General features: G+C 36.6%; 14 protein-coding genes. 2 read left to right on the top strand and 12 right to left on the bottom strand.

The features are described from left to right. Positions 1 to 10: 10 nt before the first annotated feature. The 12 genes from ACN076_RS02985 to ACN076_RS02930 all read right to left on the bottom strand — a co-directional run bounded on the left by ACN076_RS02985 (position 11) and on the right by ACN076_RS02930 (position 14,090). Complete coding sequence (locus ACN076_RS02985) at positions 11 to 697, bottom strand: acyltransferase (protein WP_033680704.1); 687 nt, start codon at positions 695 to 697, stop codon at positions 11 to 13. Continuing rightward, positions 687 to 1,958 (bottom strand): glycosyltransferase family 4 protein, encoded by a 1,272-nt coding sequence (locus ACN076_RS02980; protein WP_033680705.1) that lies wholly within the window; start codon positions 1,956 to 1,958, stop codon positions 687 to 689. Before ACN076_RS02980 ends, ACN076_RS02985 begins: the two co-directional genes overlap by 11 nt. Next, positions 1,955 to 3,127: a beta 1-4 rhamnosyltransferase Cps2T gene (cps2T, locus tag ACN076_RS02975; protein WP_033680706.1), complete on the bottom strand. Its 1,173-nt coding sequence runs from the start codon at positions 3,125 to 3,127 to the stop codon at positions 1,955 to 1,957. Before cps2T ends, ACN076_RS02980 begins: the two co-directional genes overlap by 4 nt. Positions 3,128 to 3,157: 30 nt before the next feature. Continuing rightward, positions 3,158 to 4,525 (bottom strand): sugar transferase, encoded by a 1,368-nt coding sequence (locus ACN076_RS02970; RefSeq protein WP_420790095.1) that lies wholly within the window; start codon positions 4,523 to 4,525, stop codon positions 3,158 to 3,160. Positions 4,526 to 4,540: 15 nt separating this feature from the next. After that, entirely contained in the window at positions 4,541 to 5,224 is a 684-nt protein-coding gene (locus tag ACN076_RS02965) for a tyrosine-protein kinase (protein ID WP_420790094.1), read from the bottom strand. A 9-nt stretch (positions 5,225 to 5,233) separates the two neighbouring features. Continuing rightward, positions 5,234 to 5,926 carry a capsular polysaccharide biosynthesis protein CpsC gene (cpsC, locus tag ACN076_RS02960; protein WP_420790093.1) on the bottom strand — a complete coding sequence of 231 codons (693 nt, stop codon included), beginning with the start codon at positions 5,924 to 5,926 and terminating at the stop codon, positions 5,234 to 5,236. A gap of 8 nt (positions 5,927 to 5,934) precedes the next feature. Then, positions 5,935 to 6,666, bottom strand: a complete 732-nt coding sequence (cps4B, locus tag ACN076_RS02955; RefSeq protein WP_261038749.1) for a capsular polysaccharide biosynthesis protein Cps4B — start codon at positions 6,664 to 6,666, stop codon at positions 5,935 to 5,937. Position 6,667: 1 nt separating this feature from the next. Next, entirely contained in the window at positions 6,668 to 8,113 is a 1,446-nt protein-coding gene (locus tag ACN076_RS02950) for an LCP family protein (RefSeq protein WP_420790092.1), read from the bottom strand. Between the two features lie 64 nt (positions 8,114 to 8,177). Continuing rightward, positions 8,178 to 8,630, bottom strand: coding sequence for an IS200/IS605 family transposase (gene tnpA, locus ACN076_RS02945; RefSeq protein ID WP_061758843.1), 453 nt, complete (start codon positions 8,628 to 8,630; stop codon positions 8,178 to 8,180). Between the two features lie 249 nt (positions 8,631 to 8,879). After that, on the bottom strand, positions 8,880 to 9,899 hold the full coding sequence (locus ACN076_RS02940) for a hypothetical protein (protein ID WP_420790091.1): 1,020 nt from the start codon (positions 9,897 to 9,899) through the stop codon (positions 8,880 to 8,882). Positions 9,900 to 10,328: 429 nt separating this feature from the next. Continuing rightward, on the bottom strand, positions 10,329 to 12,287 hold the full coding sequence (locus tag ACN076_RS02935) for a peptide ABC transporter substrate-binding protein (protein WP_420790090.1): 1,959 nt from the start codon (positions 12,285 to 12,287) through the stop codon (positions 10,329 to 10,331). A gap of 195 nt (positions 12,288 to 12,482) precedes the next feature. Then, the gene (locus ACN076_RS02930) at positions 12,483 to 14,090 is read right to left on the bottom strand and encodes a glycoside hydrolase family 13 protein (RefSeq protein WP_420790089.1); all 1,608 of its coding nucleotides are present in this window, start codon (positions 14,088 to 14,090) and stop codon (positions 12,483 to 12,485) included. Positions 14,091 to 14,242: 152 nt separating this feature from the next. Here ACN076_RS02930 and ACN076_RS02925 point away from each other — a divergent pair, with 152 nt between their 5' ends. Beyond that, entirely contained in the window at positions 14,243 to 15,727 is a 1,485-nt protein-coding gene (locus ACN076_RS02925) for a DUF1846 domain-containing protein (protein WP_261048397.1), read from the top strand. 94 nt (positions 15,728 to 15,821) lie between these two features. Next, a complete protein-coding gene (locus tag ACN076_RS02920; RefSeq protein WP_000032562.1) occupies positions 15,822 to 16,304 on the top strand; it encodes an S-ribosylhomocysteine lyase in 483 nt (160 codons plus the stop codon). The last annotated feature ends 53 nt before the right edge of the window (positions 16,305 to 16,357 follow it).

The raw sequence follows: 16,357 nt of genomic DNA, 5'->3' as shown, positions 1-16,357 counted from the left end.
TAGTTAAACACTATCTATAGGCCAGTATTCTAGCTGGTACTCCACCTATGATAACATTATCTGGAAACTGCTTAGTGACAACAGCATTCGCTCCAACAACACAACCTGAACCAATGCTGGACCCATCCAAAAAAACAGCTCCAGCACCAATCCAACAATTATGTCCTACTGATATTCCCTTTCGAGATACACCTTGTTCAACAATAAGTTTATTTAAATCACTATAATTATGATTTTCAGCATGAAAACGAACATTCTGACCTGCGATAACATTATCACCAATTGTGATACCTCCAGCAGAACCAAATAAACTATATTCTGAAAAAGATGAGTTCTTACCAACTTTCAAGCCAATCCCCATATTTTTTATAGATCCTGTTCCAATAATTTGAGAATAATCTCCAATCTTCACATTATCTGCAAAATGGATTCCTTCTTTCGACAGTGCATCTATAGACACCTTTTTACCAATTCGAACATTTTTCCCAACAAATAATTTACGCTTTGCTAAGATAGAAACTCCTTGTCCAATGAATAAACGCTTCCCCTTTTGACCAAATCCGATTCCACGTACAAATCCACGAAAGAGTCCAAAACCATAGTTCATACCTCTTTGTAGTATATACGCCATGGGTACATCAGGGTGAATGTCTACTGCTTTTCCAGTAATCTTTTTTATTAAGCTCTCAACTATCATTTATCACTCTTTCATAATACTGAATCACTTCTTTCGAGTGTTCATCTATAGTTTTTAATTTTGTATTTTCTATATCATTTTCTATAACTTTAACTACTAAGTCATTCTGATTTTTAAAAACATGTGTTTCTGGAAGTAAGTCTTTTGATCCAACATTTTCACTCACAAAAACATTTACCCCATAGGATAATGCTTCTACTGTTATCAATCCAAATGTCTCCTTCCACTTACTTGGAACAATAAGAATATCAATATTTTCATAGACACTATCAATCGTTTCCTTGGTAAAATATCCTTTTTGTTCAATGAATGAAGGACATTCTTCATTTGGAAAGTGACCATAAGTTGCAACTTCGTATAACTCTAGGTCTAAAGTTTTAGCAAACTCAATAAAATCAAAATATCCTTTATATTCTTCATCTGGACCAATATAAGCAACTCTAATTTTATTATTTGTAGTTGTTAATCTCTGATGAGGTTTAATTGAACTATTCGTTATAGATAATACTGTACTCTGAGTTGGTTTAATTTCATTTTGCTCATATACATTCTTTGTTAGACTACTATTAAACAAATAACCATCTATTAAGTGAAACATCTCATTATAATAGTGTCGAAGTTCACTATAATTCTTTTCCTCAAATATTTCTCGAATAACTAGATTATTTTTTGATTTTGGATTTTTTCCCAATAGTTTCAAAAACTTACGAATAGTTGGATAAAATGGAACTTGAAAGAATCGCAACTTTTCTACACTTAAGGCATTAGAAGACATGATATTCCAAGCCAAGTTTGTATTATTATCACTATAATCCACCCCATTAAAATAGAAATGAGGTACGGGCGCTAATCCATAATAATCATGGCTCGTAAAAACAACTCTAATGTTCATGTTTTTAGCAATTTCGATGAATTCTTTATGCAATCCCATAAACGAATGAATATGGATAATGTCGGGTTGTACTTCTTCTAAAAAAGTACTATAAACATTTTTGTCACAAGGGGTCATGAAAGCAATTGGACTGGATATTCCCCCAAATAGAGCCAAAGGTAAGCTATTAAGCAGTTCGTAACACTCAAACTGTCTTGATGATACCTTCTTTATTCCTACTTTTTTCGAAAGTAACCGAATATTACCCGGATATAGGGCAGTCACTTGATGACCTTGAGCAATTTGCTCTAGTATTAAATCCTCAGCATATTTAACCAAGCCACCTGTTCGCTGGGGTTGAAATCCTAAAGTATAATGTAATATTTTCATTTTTTAAATAAATTCTCGTAGTCTGTAACAATCCTTTCCCAAGTGAAAGCATCCGCAATTCTCTGATTTGATTGTCTATCTAACTCATCAATCATTTTTTCATCAAATTGTTCAACTTCCTCAATCACTTGTGATAGTTCGTCTTTTTTCCAATAGATCGCACTTTGCTCCCCAACTTCACGATTAAAACCAACATCGAGTAGTAAATTTAACTTTGTTGATGCTAATGCTTCCAGTAGCGAAGGGTTTGTCCCCCCCACTTCATGCCCATGGAAGTAAGCAAAGGCATTCTCACGAATATACTTCAGAAGTTCTTGGTCGTAGACTGTCCCTACAAATTTTACTCGTGGATCTTTATCAAAACCAGTTTTTGCCAACAACTGATTATAAAATTTATTCTGCTCTACATTTGTAATTAAAACAAAGTCCTTCTTAGAGTTAGAAGCCAAAAAGCCACGAATCATAGATTCATAGTTATTCTCTGGAACAAATCGTCCTACAACTAGATAATACTCGTTCTCAGAAACATTCTTCTCTTTGAACCAAGAACGTACTTTTTCGTCACTACTCTTTAATATGGAGCGTGTTGTATCAGTCCCATAAGCGATATAGGTTGTCTTAGGTTGATACTGTTTATAATCTTCTTGGATATATTTTTCAATATTCTTACTATCACACACTAAAAGATCTGCATGTTTGACCATAAGACCTTCGGAAATTTTCCAATAACGACGAACTGGAGCGCTCCACTTAGCTCGTAACCACTCGTGACCATCTGGATTAACTAGAAGAGTCCCACCTATCGCTTGGATTTTTTTCTTAATTCCATGGATGAACGGACCGATTCGACAAGCTAATATATAGAAGATTGGAGCTTCATCCTTATTTTCTTTAGCAATTTCAATCGCTTTATTAATTGCTGCTATATCATATGCTATGGCTCGCGCTGGACCAATATTGGGAACATCGACGTTATAACAGATAGCACCATTATGTTCAAAAACATCTTCAGTAATCCCTGATTTTGCAGAGTTTTCACGCATACAAGCCACATAATATTGGATAGCCTTATCTTGTTGAAAGGCTGTTAATTTTTCAACAAAAGTTTCAAATCCTCCATACTTAGCAGGAATTCCTTTTGAACCAATGATATAAACTGACTTTTTCATTTCTCTCCTAATATGATGGACGTGCAGAAATCACTTCGCTCCATCTCTCATAAATACAACTTTAACAGTTTTCAACAAAATTTCAATATCTTTCCAGATTGTCCAATTATCAATATAAGCCACATCTAATTTTACAACATCGTCAAAATCGGTTATTTTACTACGACCACTAACCTGCCATAAGCCTGTAATACCAGGTTTAAAGCTGAGTCGACGTTTCTGTTCTGGAGTATACTGATCATACTCGTCTACTGTCGGTGGACGCGTCCCCACCAAACTCATATCTCCTATAAAGACATTCCAAAATTGTGGCAATTCATCCAAACTGGTTTTACGAATAAAGTGACCAATTTTTGTAACACGAGGATCATTGTCCATCTTAAACATACCACCTTGCATCGTGTTTTGATCCATCAACTGTTCTTTGATAGCTTCAGCATCGATCCGCATCGAACGGAATTTATAAAAGGTAAAATGTCGACCATTTTTCCCTATACGAGTTTGAGCAAAAATAGCTGGTCCGCCATCTTTACGAATCAATGGAACTAAAACTAGACTAGCTATACCAAAAAGAATAAGGCCGATAGTGGCACCACAAATATCGAGAATTCTCTTTGAAATCACATGACTAGTTTTATAAAAATTTGTAGAGAAAGTGACTACATTCAATCCTGCCATCTCATGAATTTGTTTATTTCGACCCAAATTCTTATCAAATGCATTAAGATTGACAGTTATATCTATCCCCATTGTCTCAAACTTAGAGATAATTTCTCCAATATCGTAGCTCTCTCCCGGAAGATTGATAAACACCTCATCCACAACTTCATGCGTTGCAAATTCAATAATTTTTTCCTTTTCAATCACAGGTATTTGATCATGTTGAAAATCAGATTTATCCAAAACACTTACTGCTACCAAGTTCCATGAAAGTTCATCAGAATCTAGCAATTTATCAAGAACTTTTTCTATATTTTTTGTTACTGTTAACAGTAACATTTTCTTGCTATTTTTTAGATTGAAAAATACATGCTTCCAATATTTCTTTACTAAGAAATTTAACAAGTATAAGGATATTCCTTCTAAAGTTAAGAAGTATACCATTCCTCTTCTAGAGATACTAAACCGTTCCTCTATAAAAAAGTTTAATACACTTATAGCTATTGCAAAGAAAAAAATATATCTTATAGTACTATTAAACTCAACTAGGTACCCTCTTTTAAAAAAATTGTTACCATAGGAACTAAAATGGAATACAAAAAAGTGGAGAAAGTATAGTATAACCATCGAAGAAAGTTCAATTTCTGTCTCTCTAACAAAGCTAAGAAAATAAACCAATAAAATGACAATAATACTCTGTAATACTGCCAGAAAAATCTTTAATCCTTTTTCATCCATAAAATCTTCCCTAGGTTATTTTTTACCATAATTACCATAACCACCGTAAGAACCATATTTTTCACGTTGAACATCAAATTTATTGAGAACGACACCTAAAAATGGTTTTCCTGTTTGCTCTAATTGTTGTTTCGCTTTTTGGACATCACGCTTATTCGCCTCACCCATTGCAGTTACCAAGATGGACGCATCACACTTTTGAGTGATAATTGCTGCATCAATAACAAATCCAATAGGTGCTGTATCAACAATGATATAATCAAAATATTTACGCAATGTTTCAATCATATCATTAAAATTTTTACTTTGTAACAAGGCTGTAGGGTTTGGTGATACAGATCCCGATTGAACTACAAATAAATTTTCAATATTTGTATCGCATAACCCGTGAGATAAATCCGTTGTCCCAGATAAAAATTCTGTTAGCCCTGTAATTTTTTCACGAGATTTAAAAACTCCTGACATAACTGAATTTCGAATATCGCCATCGATCAAAAGAGTTTTATAGCCTGCACGCGCAAAAGACCATGCTATATTTATGGAAGTAGTTGATTTTCCTTCCCCAGGGTTAACAGAAGTAACGGAAATTACTTTTAGTTTATCTCCGCTCAACTGTATATTTGTACACAAGGCATTGTAATATTCTTCTGTCTTCTTAATGAACTCCAGTTTTTTTTGTGCTATTTCTAATGTCGGCATCTCTCTCTCCTATTTCAACTTATCCAAGTTTGGTACAACTCCCAAAAGCGTCATCTGCAATGCATCTTCGATATCTTCTGGACGTTTCACACGAGTGTCCAAAAGTTCAAGAAGAAGAACTATAACACTGGTTCCAATCCCCCCTGCCAAAAAACCAATTAGTGTATTGCGTTTAATATTTGGCGAAGATGGTGATATAGCCGGTCTTGCCTCCTCCAGTGTTGTCACATCAGAAACACGAGTAATACTGATAATTTTTTGAGCAGCTACTTCTCTCAAAGAGTTAGCGATACGGCTTGCCTCTTCAGGAACTCGATCATTAACTGAAATAGAGACAATACGAGTATCAACTGGTACTGTCACTTTAATTTTATTAGCCAAACCTTTTGGCGTCAAATCTAGTTTCAAATCAGAAACAACTTTCTCCAAAACATCCTGCGATAGGATAATTTCACGATAGTCTTTAACCAAGTATGATCCTGCCTGCAAGTCTTGATTGGTTAAACCAGACTTCTCTACCTGATTACGGTTAACTACATAAATCCGAGTCGTACTAGTAAACTCAGGTTTGATAATAAAAGTACTGTAGGCAAAAGCAACTGAAGAAGTTATTATTGCCACTAATAAAATGACTAACTTTCTTTTCCATAAAGCTCTGAATAGTTGCAATACATCGATTTCCAAAGTGTTTTGATTATTCATATTTTCTCCTAAATTAATTGATCCATTATAATTTTTCTGGGATTATCTACAAAAAGTTCTTTCGCTTTTTTCGCTCCATATTTCTTAGCAATGATATCGTATGCCTGTTCCATATATGGAGGTCTGCTGTCTAAATTGTGCATGTCACTTGCAATTACATGAACTAAATCACGTTCTAAAAAATACCGAGCTCTCTTTTTCATGAATTTATATTTTTCACCAAAGAACTTAGGTTTTAAAACATGATAACTATTTATCTGAGTATAGCACCCCATATCAATCAGTTCACGAACTCGTTTTTCATTATTCTCTAAAGCATCATAACGTTCAATATGAGCAATTACTGGTGTTATTCCCAACATCAAAATATTGCTCAAGCCCGTATGAATCTCACGATAGGGAGTATGCATGCTAAACTCAATCAAAGCATAACGGCTATCATTAAGAGTAGGAATTTCTTTTCTTTCTAGCTTTTCTAGAACATCCAGAGTATAGTATATCTCTGCGCCATAAGCAATGACTAAATCATCTGCTACTTCTTTTGCAATTTCACGAACCTTAAGAAAATTTGTTGCAATTTTTTCTTCTGGAGTCTCAAACATCCCTTTTCGACGATGCGAAGTAGACACAATCATTCGAACTCCTTGATTATAAGCTTCTCTTAAAAGCGCCTTGCTATCCTCTATCGACTTTGGCCCATCATCTACATCAAAAACGATATGCGAATGGATGTCTATCATTTTATCTACCCTCCATCACATCCTGTATAGCTACTTTAACTGCAGCTAAACTACTCTCATCTATTTCCATCATATAGAGACTACTGTCTGGCATTGCATAAGAAGGAAGATCCATCCGACCTGTCCCTTTTAAATCTTGAGAATTTACTTTATAGTTTCCTCCGCTTTCCAATTGAGTATTCACTAGATCCATCATAGTCTCAATCGGCATATTTGTCTGAAGGGAATCCTGCAATCCTTGAAGAATACTATTATAGTTTTTCAATGCCTCTGTAGAAGTTAACTTCTGAATGATTGCTACAATAACCTTTTGTTGGTTGCGACCACGATCACGGTCTCCATCGGCTAGTGAGTAGCGTTCACGCACAAAACCTAGAGCTTGCTCAGAGTCTAGATGGACATTTCCCACTGGAAAATGGAACTTCCCATGTAGAGCTGTAAATTCTTGATCGTTATAAACATCTACTCCTCCCAATAGGTCAATCAATTTCAAAAATGAGGTGAAATTCAAACGAACATAATAATTAATATCTATACCATAAAGGTTCTCTAGGGTATGAATAGATGAATCAACCCCGTATATACCAGCATGAGTCAATTTATCCTTTTGATTGTTTCCACCATCAGCAATAGGAACATATGAATCTCGTGGAGTTGTTGTAAGAAGGATTCTCTTCGTATCCCTATTGACCGTCATCAGGATATTGACATCTGAGCGTGAAACTGAACTAATGGCACCGTAAGTATCAATACCACTGACATAGATATTAAAGAAGCGATCTTTAGATACCTTAGGGGTCTCAACATCCTTGGTCATTTTTTTAGTGTAAATTTTCTTAATTTTAGAAGCATAGTCTGGATACTCTGCCTCAATAATATTCTCAAATACACTATTTAAGACAATAGCTTTGGCTTCTCCAGAAATCAAACTTTTATAAGTTGACAAGTAAGAAGTACTTTTATCAACTGTCAAATCCTTATTTTGACTCGTCTTAATATCAGCTATTAACTTTTGAATATTCTCATTATCCGTATCTGTTGGCCCCATAACACTAGATAATTGGGCAACATTATTGATATCGCTATCCTTTAAAACAACAACACTGAGGGAATACTCTGAATAATTTGAAGTTGCATTAATATGACTTGTAAATCCTACAAATTGTTGCAGAGCAAATACAGAAACTGAACTCACTAACACAGCAAGTGTTAAAAAGAAAATCGTGAACTTTTCTGCTTTTTTATAAATTATTAACATTGCGGCAATCACAGCCACCATTAAAGCAAAAACTGCGACTACTATATTAACGTGCCTGAAAGCAAGTATATTGTACTTAAAGATTAAGAACAGTAAAAAACCAACTAACAATAAATAAATAGTCAGCAAAACTATATTAACACTTCGCTTCACTTTCTGTGAACGTGATTTTTTAAAACGTCTACTCATGATTAACACCTATACATTTAATGCTACTATTATATCACTTTTTTACGGTAAGTTCTACATTTACCTAGTTTATATAGTCGCTTAGTTCTTTTACACTCAGCTTATCGAGTGCAATGTCATTCTTTTCCTGCTCGCGAATATATTTAGCTACGGTCTTTTCGTTTAGTCCAACGGTACTTACATAGTATCCCCTAGCCCAAAACTTTCGATTTCCATACCTATATTTTAAATTAGCGTGCTTATCAAATATCATCAATGCACTTTTACTCTTGAGATACCCCATAAAATCGGAAATCGAAAGTTTAGGAGGTATCAGTACAAGCAGGTGTACATGGTCTGGCATCATATGACCTTCGATAATCTCCACGCCACGACAACCGCATAGATATTTAATAATATCTATCAAATCCGACCTGACTTTGTAATATATCGCCTTACGGCGATACTTAGGTGTAAATACTATATGATATTTGCACATCCATTTGGTATGTGATAAACTGTAACTGGTTTTAGCCATTTATTTTTCCTCCTTTATCTAACCTGAACAATTAGATTATACTTGGAAAAATAAATGGAAGCTTGAAGCCATAATAAAAGACCCAATTATGGGTCTAATAATTAATGGACAGAAATCAACTGTTTTAGTGTTTTTGCTTTCTGTTCCTTTATGATCTCAGACTGAATAGATGCTATTCTTTTGTTTAGCATCGGACTATATTCTTTATCAACATCTATTAATTTTATCGTCTTGTTGCCAATTTTAATTTCACACATCTTCATTTACTCCTGTCGAAAAATCTTTAAAAATACATTCCAGAAAATCCATTTCGGTTAACATATTACTAACTTTTTCTATATATTCTTCTTTTGGTCCTTTAGCGTTTTTTACTAAAGAATATAATTTAACATAAAATAGTGTATATGAATTTCCCAAGGTCTTAATATAATAGCATATATCTTCACATTTTGCAATAAGGCAATCAATTAATAAATTGAATTTAATTGGAAAATCTTTAATCTTGTATTGAAAAGCAAAACTTACAAATCCAAAAATTGTAGGGGTTTCATTGTGCATATTTATAGTTGTTAGAGGAATCAAAACTGTATAGTCATTTCTAATCATATAAGTCGTTTTATTCTCTTTAAAGTGTATGAGCGCTTCCATAGTATCATTTAACATTCTGGGAGAACTGTTTTTAATGCTTTTTCGTTTCTTTTCAACAAACGAATCGTAGTAATAATTCTCTTGGTTATATTTATACTCTTTTGTTAGTAGTTGTAGAGTTATTTCCGCCTCACTACCTAAAAACTCTTTGATTAATATTTCAAGCTCTTCGTCAAAAATCGCTTTGAAGTATTCTTTACTCCATGAACTATACTTCTTACTAAATATTTCAAATTCTTTTAGTAGATTTTCTTCAGTAAGTTCAGGTAAAAAGTCCTGAATAGGTGCACTTACAAATCTGTCATCTTCTTTTTCTAATTTAGATAAAAACTCAACATCAGTTAAAACTGTATCTTTCATAAAAGAATGGACATTGTTAGCAAATTTATTATAGATTTGATATTTATTCCATACGTCTACCAATTTATACAAAAGAGCTGAAATGATAATAATTGAAAATACTAACCAGAAAATAACATAGCCATTTAATTTATTCCATAATGAACTAAATGAAAAAAACAAATTTATAACAGCTACAATTGTGGTAAGAAATATAAATAAGGAGTGTTGTTTTATACTACCTACAATTGAGAAAAGTGATTTCTCTGAAACTTTTTTCATAGTCATAGTCCCCAAAATAAAATTAACAACTAAATTATAACATAAAATGTGATACTGTTGGAAAATAAACTCTTATTTTTCATAATTTTATAATTCTTTTTTACGCTTTCAGCGCTCATGAGACCTCACGGGATAAGTTGTACATCTTTCCTCGTTTACTCTCGTGATTTACGCATATAGGTTACGACTACCTTTTGGACTTTAGAGTTTCGCGCCTCCTTATCCGCTATATACGCCTTACTATCACGTTCCTGTTCGTAGAGCCACGATTTCGCTATCCCTTCCTCTCCCCGCTACCTCACGATAGTCAGGCTTGGGAATCGCTATTGGGTTCACCGGTAGCGGGTGCCCACGGAGGACTTACACCTCAGATGCACGACATGCCCGTCGTACACATCAAAACAAGGTTCCTTACGGAACCTCGTTCATTTATTTAACATGATTTTCTGCTTCTTTTTGAGCTTTTTCGATTGCTTTTTTGCTTTCTTGCTCCCATTTGGTCTTAGCTTCTTCATACTGTTTGGTTGTCACAGTATCTTTTTGCAGTTTCATGTACTTGTAGTTATTGCCGTCACCCTTGATACCGACCAGTGAATAGCCTCTTGTAAATGGCGTTACTTTGGTTACAGATGCTGTACCACCACTTGACATGGCTGACATAATCAGAGAATTGTCAATCATCCAAGCCTGTGCTTCAGCATATTTTTCATAGCGTTTGGCTACATCTTTATTTTCGCTATCTGCATCTTTGAGCATCTTGGTGTAAGTATCTAGACCCAAGCTAGCAATCTTAGCTTTATCTTCTTGAGCATCTAGACCAAAGATTTTGAGATAGAATCCATCCTCTGCATTGAAAGGATTAAGATAAGTTGACGGATCTTGGTAGTCACCTACCCAACCATCAAAGTTCAAATCATAGTCACGATCAGCTGGTGTTGGCGCTAAAAAGGCTACATTATTAAAATCATCTGTTGAAAGTTGTTGAACATCAATAACAATGTTATCAGCACCCAAGACTGACTCAAGAGTCTGTTTAACAGAGTTCATGCCTGTCACGGCATTTTTACTTGTCTGATCAACTGCAACATCCAAGTGAATAGGGAAAGTCACACCTTGACTTGCCAATTCTTTTTTAGCTTCCGCAAATTTTGCTTGGGCTTTTTCTTTGTTAAAGTAGGCATCCTGAGCATCTGCCAAGTTAATACCTGACCATTCTGTGCCATAGTTGACCAATTTAGAAGCAACTACTTCTCCAAAGGTCTTGTCTCCCACTTGGACAAATGTAGGAGGTACTAGGGTGTTACGAAGGGTCTTACTAGCTGCTTCTTCCCCATTTGACTGGGCAGAATAAGCTGCACGATCCAAGGCAAAGTTCACCGCTTGACGGAAGTTCTTGTTCAAGACAGCTGTCTCAGTTGATTTTTTCTGCTCATCTGTCGTTTTAGACGTATGGTTGTAAGCCTTACGGTTAACGTTGAAATTGAAGTACCAAGAAGTCTTGTCCTGCAAGCTATAAACGATATTATCCTTATATTTTTCCTTGGTCTTAGCAAAGTTAGAACTATTTGGATAAACCCCAGCGATTGAATAGGCTCCACTTTCAAAGTTACGGATAGTCAATTCTTGGTCTGAACCATCAAAATAAGCCAATTTCACGTGTTCAATTGATACTTTGTCATGATCATAGTAATGCGGATTTTTCACATACTCGATCGATGATTTTGATGTGAAATCTTTTAACAAATAAGGTCCACTGTAAAGAATGCTATCTGGAGATAGAGTACCAAAATCTTTCCCTTTTGAGTTTAAAAACTCTTCATTTACCGGGAAAAGAATACTGTTGGTTGTTTTTGAGTTCCAGTAAGGTTCTGGGCGTGACAAAGTATACTCAACAGTCTGGTCGTCGATTGCCTTCACCCCAACCTTAGAAAAGTCAGAATCCGCTCCTGTAATATAATCATTCAAGCCCTTGATCGAATTTTGAATCAAGTCAATGGCCTGTGATTTATTGTCCACTGCGTACTTTATCCCTGTCACAAAATCCTGTGCCTTAACTGGGGCGTACTCTTCACCGTCAGCCGTGAACCATTTGGCATCTTTTCTCAGTTTATAGGTATAAGTCAGACCGTCGCTTGAAACAGACCAGTCTTCTGCCAAAGATGGAACTAGGTTTCCATGATTGTCATTTTCAAGCAAACCATCAACTAGGTTGGTAATAATAGCTGTATTATCAGCGTAGTAGTCTAATAAATAGTTAAATGTAGTTGGATTTCCACTAAAGGTTGATGAGTAAGTTTTTGTATCTGAACCAGATTGTCCGCAAGCAGCTAAAAGCAAGGTAGCCGCAAAAGTCAGGCCTGCGCCAAGTACACGCTTTTTTGTATTCATCTTTTTTCTCCTTTATGTTAGTTTTTATAACATATATTTATTTTACCAAAATAGTGGGAATTTGTAAAGTTAATTGAATTTTGAGAATGGAAGTTTATAAACTTTAGTCATAAAAAAACAAAGGATTTCTGTCTTTCATACAGTCCTCCCTTGTTTTTATACGATTTCAATTTTAAATTTTTCTGTAAAAAATATTTATAGTAATTCTACACAGAAAGCATCCCATGGAGCTAAGATTTGTTTTTCAAAGGCTTCCTGAGCCGTGGTGTTTTCAATCAAGACAGATTTGACTTTTCCTTCTACTGTCAAGTCTTGCTCTTCATTGGACAAGTTGGCCACAACTAGGAAACGACGGTCCCCATCTTTACGGATATAGGCGAAGACCTTGTCAGTTGTTCCCAAGAGTTCAAAGTCAGCTCGAATCAGCCAGCTGTTCTCCTTACGGATTTGAACCAGTTTCTGATAGGTATAGAAAATAGAATCTGGATTTGCCAGCGCTTCTTGAACGTTGATTGCTTCATAATTTGAATTCACTGCCAACCAAGGTTGACCTGTTGAGAAACCAGCGTTTTTGCTCTCGTCCCATTGCATAGGGGTACGGGCATTGTCACGACCAATGACACGGATACTGTCCATGATTTCTTCCATCGGAACACCTTTTTCAAGAGCCTCACGCGCATAGTTGAGGGATTCAATATCTTCTACTTGGTCCAGTGTTTCAAACGGATAGTTGGTCATCCCAATCTCCTCACCTTGGTAGATATAAGGAGTTCCTCTCATGAGATGAAGTAAGATTGCAAAGGCTTTGGCAGATTTTTCGCGGTATTCTTGGTCATTTCCCCAGATTGAGACGATACGAGGAAGGTCATGATTGTTCCAGAAGAGCGAATTCCAGCCGTCCTCAACTCCTAATTCTGTCTGCCATTTGTTGAAGATTTCTTTTAACTTAGCGATATTCAGCTCTTTTTGATAGTGCCATTTAGGCTGACCTTCCTGATACTGAAGACCGATATGTTCAAACTGGAATACCATAGACAACTCTTGCCCTTTTGGATCCGAGTAGAGCTTAGCAATTTCTGGCGTTGCTCCCCAAGTCTCCCCTACTGTCAAGAGATCCTTATCTCCAAAGGTAGCCTGATTCATTTCCTTGAGATAGGGGTGAAGCATAGGACCATTATTGACTACTTTCTCGTCAGGAATTTTCCCAATCATATCAATAACATCCATCCGGAAACCACCAATACCTTTATCAATCCAGAAGTTCATCATCTCATAAATTTTCTGGCGAAGTTTTTCATTTTCCCAGTTGAGATCAGGCTGTTTCTTGCTGAAAAAGTGGAGATAGTATTGACCTGATTTTTCATCGTATTCCCAAGCAGATCCACTAAAGATAGAATCAAGGTCATTAGGCTCATCCCGCCAGATATAGTAATCTCGCTCAAAGCTATCAGGATTTTCACAAGCTTCTACAAACCAAGCATGTTCATCAGAGGTATGATTGACCACCAAGTCCATGATGATACGAATATCACGCTTCTTAGCTTCCGCGATCAGTTGGTCCATGTCTTCCATGGTCCCGAAAATAGCTGCAATCGCTTGATAATCAGCAATATCGTAGCCATTATCATCCATAGGGCTATCATAAACGGGAGAAAGCCAAATCGCTGTGATTCCTAACTTGGCTAGATAGTCTAACTTACTGGTAATTCCTGGCAAATCGCCAATTCCATCTCCGTTGCTATCCATAAAACTCTTTGGATAGACTTGATAGACTACGGCATTGTGCCACCATTTTTCTTGCATTTTCTTACCTCATTATTTTAATAATCTACAGTCTATGATAGCGCTTTTTGGAATTTTGTGCAAGCGTTTGCCTAATCTTTTTGATTCCTTTTTTAAGTCCATAGTTTCCTAACTTCCAATTTTTTATTATAATAGAGGTCAGAGGTAAAAAAATGAAAAAACAAGCTTTTAGTTCTGAACAATATTTGAATCTACAGCGCGACCACATTTTGGAGCGCATTAACCAATTTGACGGCAAGCTCTACTTGGAGTTTGGTGGCAAAATGTTAGAAGATTTCCACGCTGCTCGCGTCCTTCCTGGTTATGAGCCTGACAACAAAATCAAACTCTTGCAAGAATTGAAAGAGCAGGTTGAGGTTGTGATTGCCATTAATGCTAGCAACATCGAACATTCCAAAGCACGTGGTGACTTGGGCATTTCTTATGACCAAGAAGTTCTTCGTCTGATTGATAAATTCAATGAATTGGGAATTTTTGTTGGCTCTGTTGTCATCACACAGTACGCTGGCCAACCAGCTGCAGATGCCTTCCGCAACCAGCTTGAGAAAAATGGAATTGATTCTTATCTTCATTATCCAATCAAAGGATATCCGACGGATATGGACCACATCATTTCTCCTGAAGGTATGGGGAAAAATGACTACATCAAAACCAGTCGCAACTTGATCGTCGTAACTGCTCCTGGACCTGGTTCTGGAAAATTGGCAACCTGTATGTCCAATATGTACCACGACCAAATCAATGGTATCAAGTCTGGCTACGCTAAATTTGAAACCTTCCCAGTTTGGAATCTTCCCCTTCATCATCCAGTTAACTTGGCTTATGAAGCTGCCACAGCTGACCTTGATGATGTCAACATGATTGACCCTTTCCATCTTCAAACCTACGGAGAAACCACTGTCAACTACAACCGTGATATCGAAATTTTCCCAGTGCTCAAGCGCATGTTAGAACGTATCCTTGGTAAATCTCCATACGCTTCTCCAACAGATATGGGTGTCAACATGGTTGGTTTCGCTATTACAGATGATGAAGCTGCTGTCGAAGCTTCTAAACAAGAAATCATCCGCCGCTACTATCAGACTGTTCTTGATTTCAAAGCCGAAAAAGTGGGCGAATCTGCTGTCAAGAAAATCGAGTTACTCATGAACGACCTCGGCATCACACCTGCAGACCGTAAGGTTGCTGTTGCTGCACGCCAAAAAGCAGAAGAAACTGGCGGACCAGCCCTAGCCCTTGAATTGCCAAGCGGAGAAATTGTCACTGGTAAGAACTCAGAGCTCTTTGGCCCTACAGCCGCTGCCTTGATCAACGCTATCAAGAAATCAGCTAACATTGCCAAGGAAGTCAAACTAATCGAGCCTGAAGTTGTTAAGCCAATCCAAGGTCTTAAAATCGCTCATCTCGGTAGCCGCAATCCACGCCTGCATTCAAATGAAATCCTGATTGCACTTGCTATCACAGCTACAGAAAATCCTGATGCTGCTCGTGCTATGGAAGAACTTGGCAACCTCAAAGGAAGCGAAGCCCATTCAACCATCATCTTGACTGATGAAGACAAGAATGTCCTTCGTAAACTGGGTATCAACGTAACCTTTGACCCTTACTACCAATACGACCGCTTATATCGTAAGTAACGATTTGAGCCTCTCCACTCTCGGAGAGGTTTTCTCTCTGTCTCAGGAGCAACCTTTATGATATAATGAAAGAAGAAAACTGAAAGGATTTATCATGTCAAAAGAAGTTATTGTTGAAAGTTTTGAACTTGACCACACTATTGTTAAAGCACCTTATGTCCGCTTGATTGGGGAAGAAACTGGACCAAAAGGAGATGTCATCTCCAATTATGATATTCGTTTAGTGCAACCCAATGAAGACTCTATCCCTACTGCTGGCCTTCACACTATCGAGCACCTCTTAGCCAAACTCATCCGTACCCGCATCGACGGCATGATTGACTGCTCACCCTTCGGTTGCCGTACTGGTTTCCACATGATTATGTGGGGACGTCACACCAGTGCTGAAATCGCGGCTGTTATCAAGGATTCGCTCAAAGAAATCGCTGAAACTACTACTTGGGAAGATGTTCCAGGGACAACCATCGAATCTTGCGGAAACTACAAGGATCACAGCCTCTTTTCTGCTAAAGAATGGGCAAAACTCATTCTAGAACAAGGGATTTCAGATGATGCCTTTGAGCGTCATGTGATCTAAACACAAAAGGAACCAGTTTTTCAGCTGGCTCCTTCTTTTTTATTCTCAAAACT

The organism is Streptococcus sp. K0074 (assembly GCF_048843365.1).
Classification (GTDB): Bacteria; Bacillota; Bacilli; order Lactobacillales; family Streptococcaceae; genus Streptococcus; species Streptococcus mitis_BM.
Note: the sequence above shows the minus strand (reverse complement) of the source record. Positions and strands in the feature narration are given on the sequence as shown.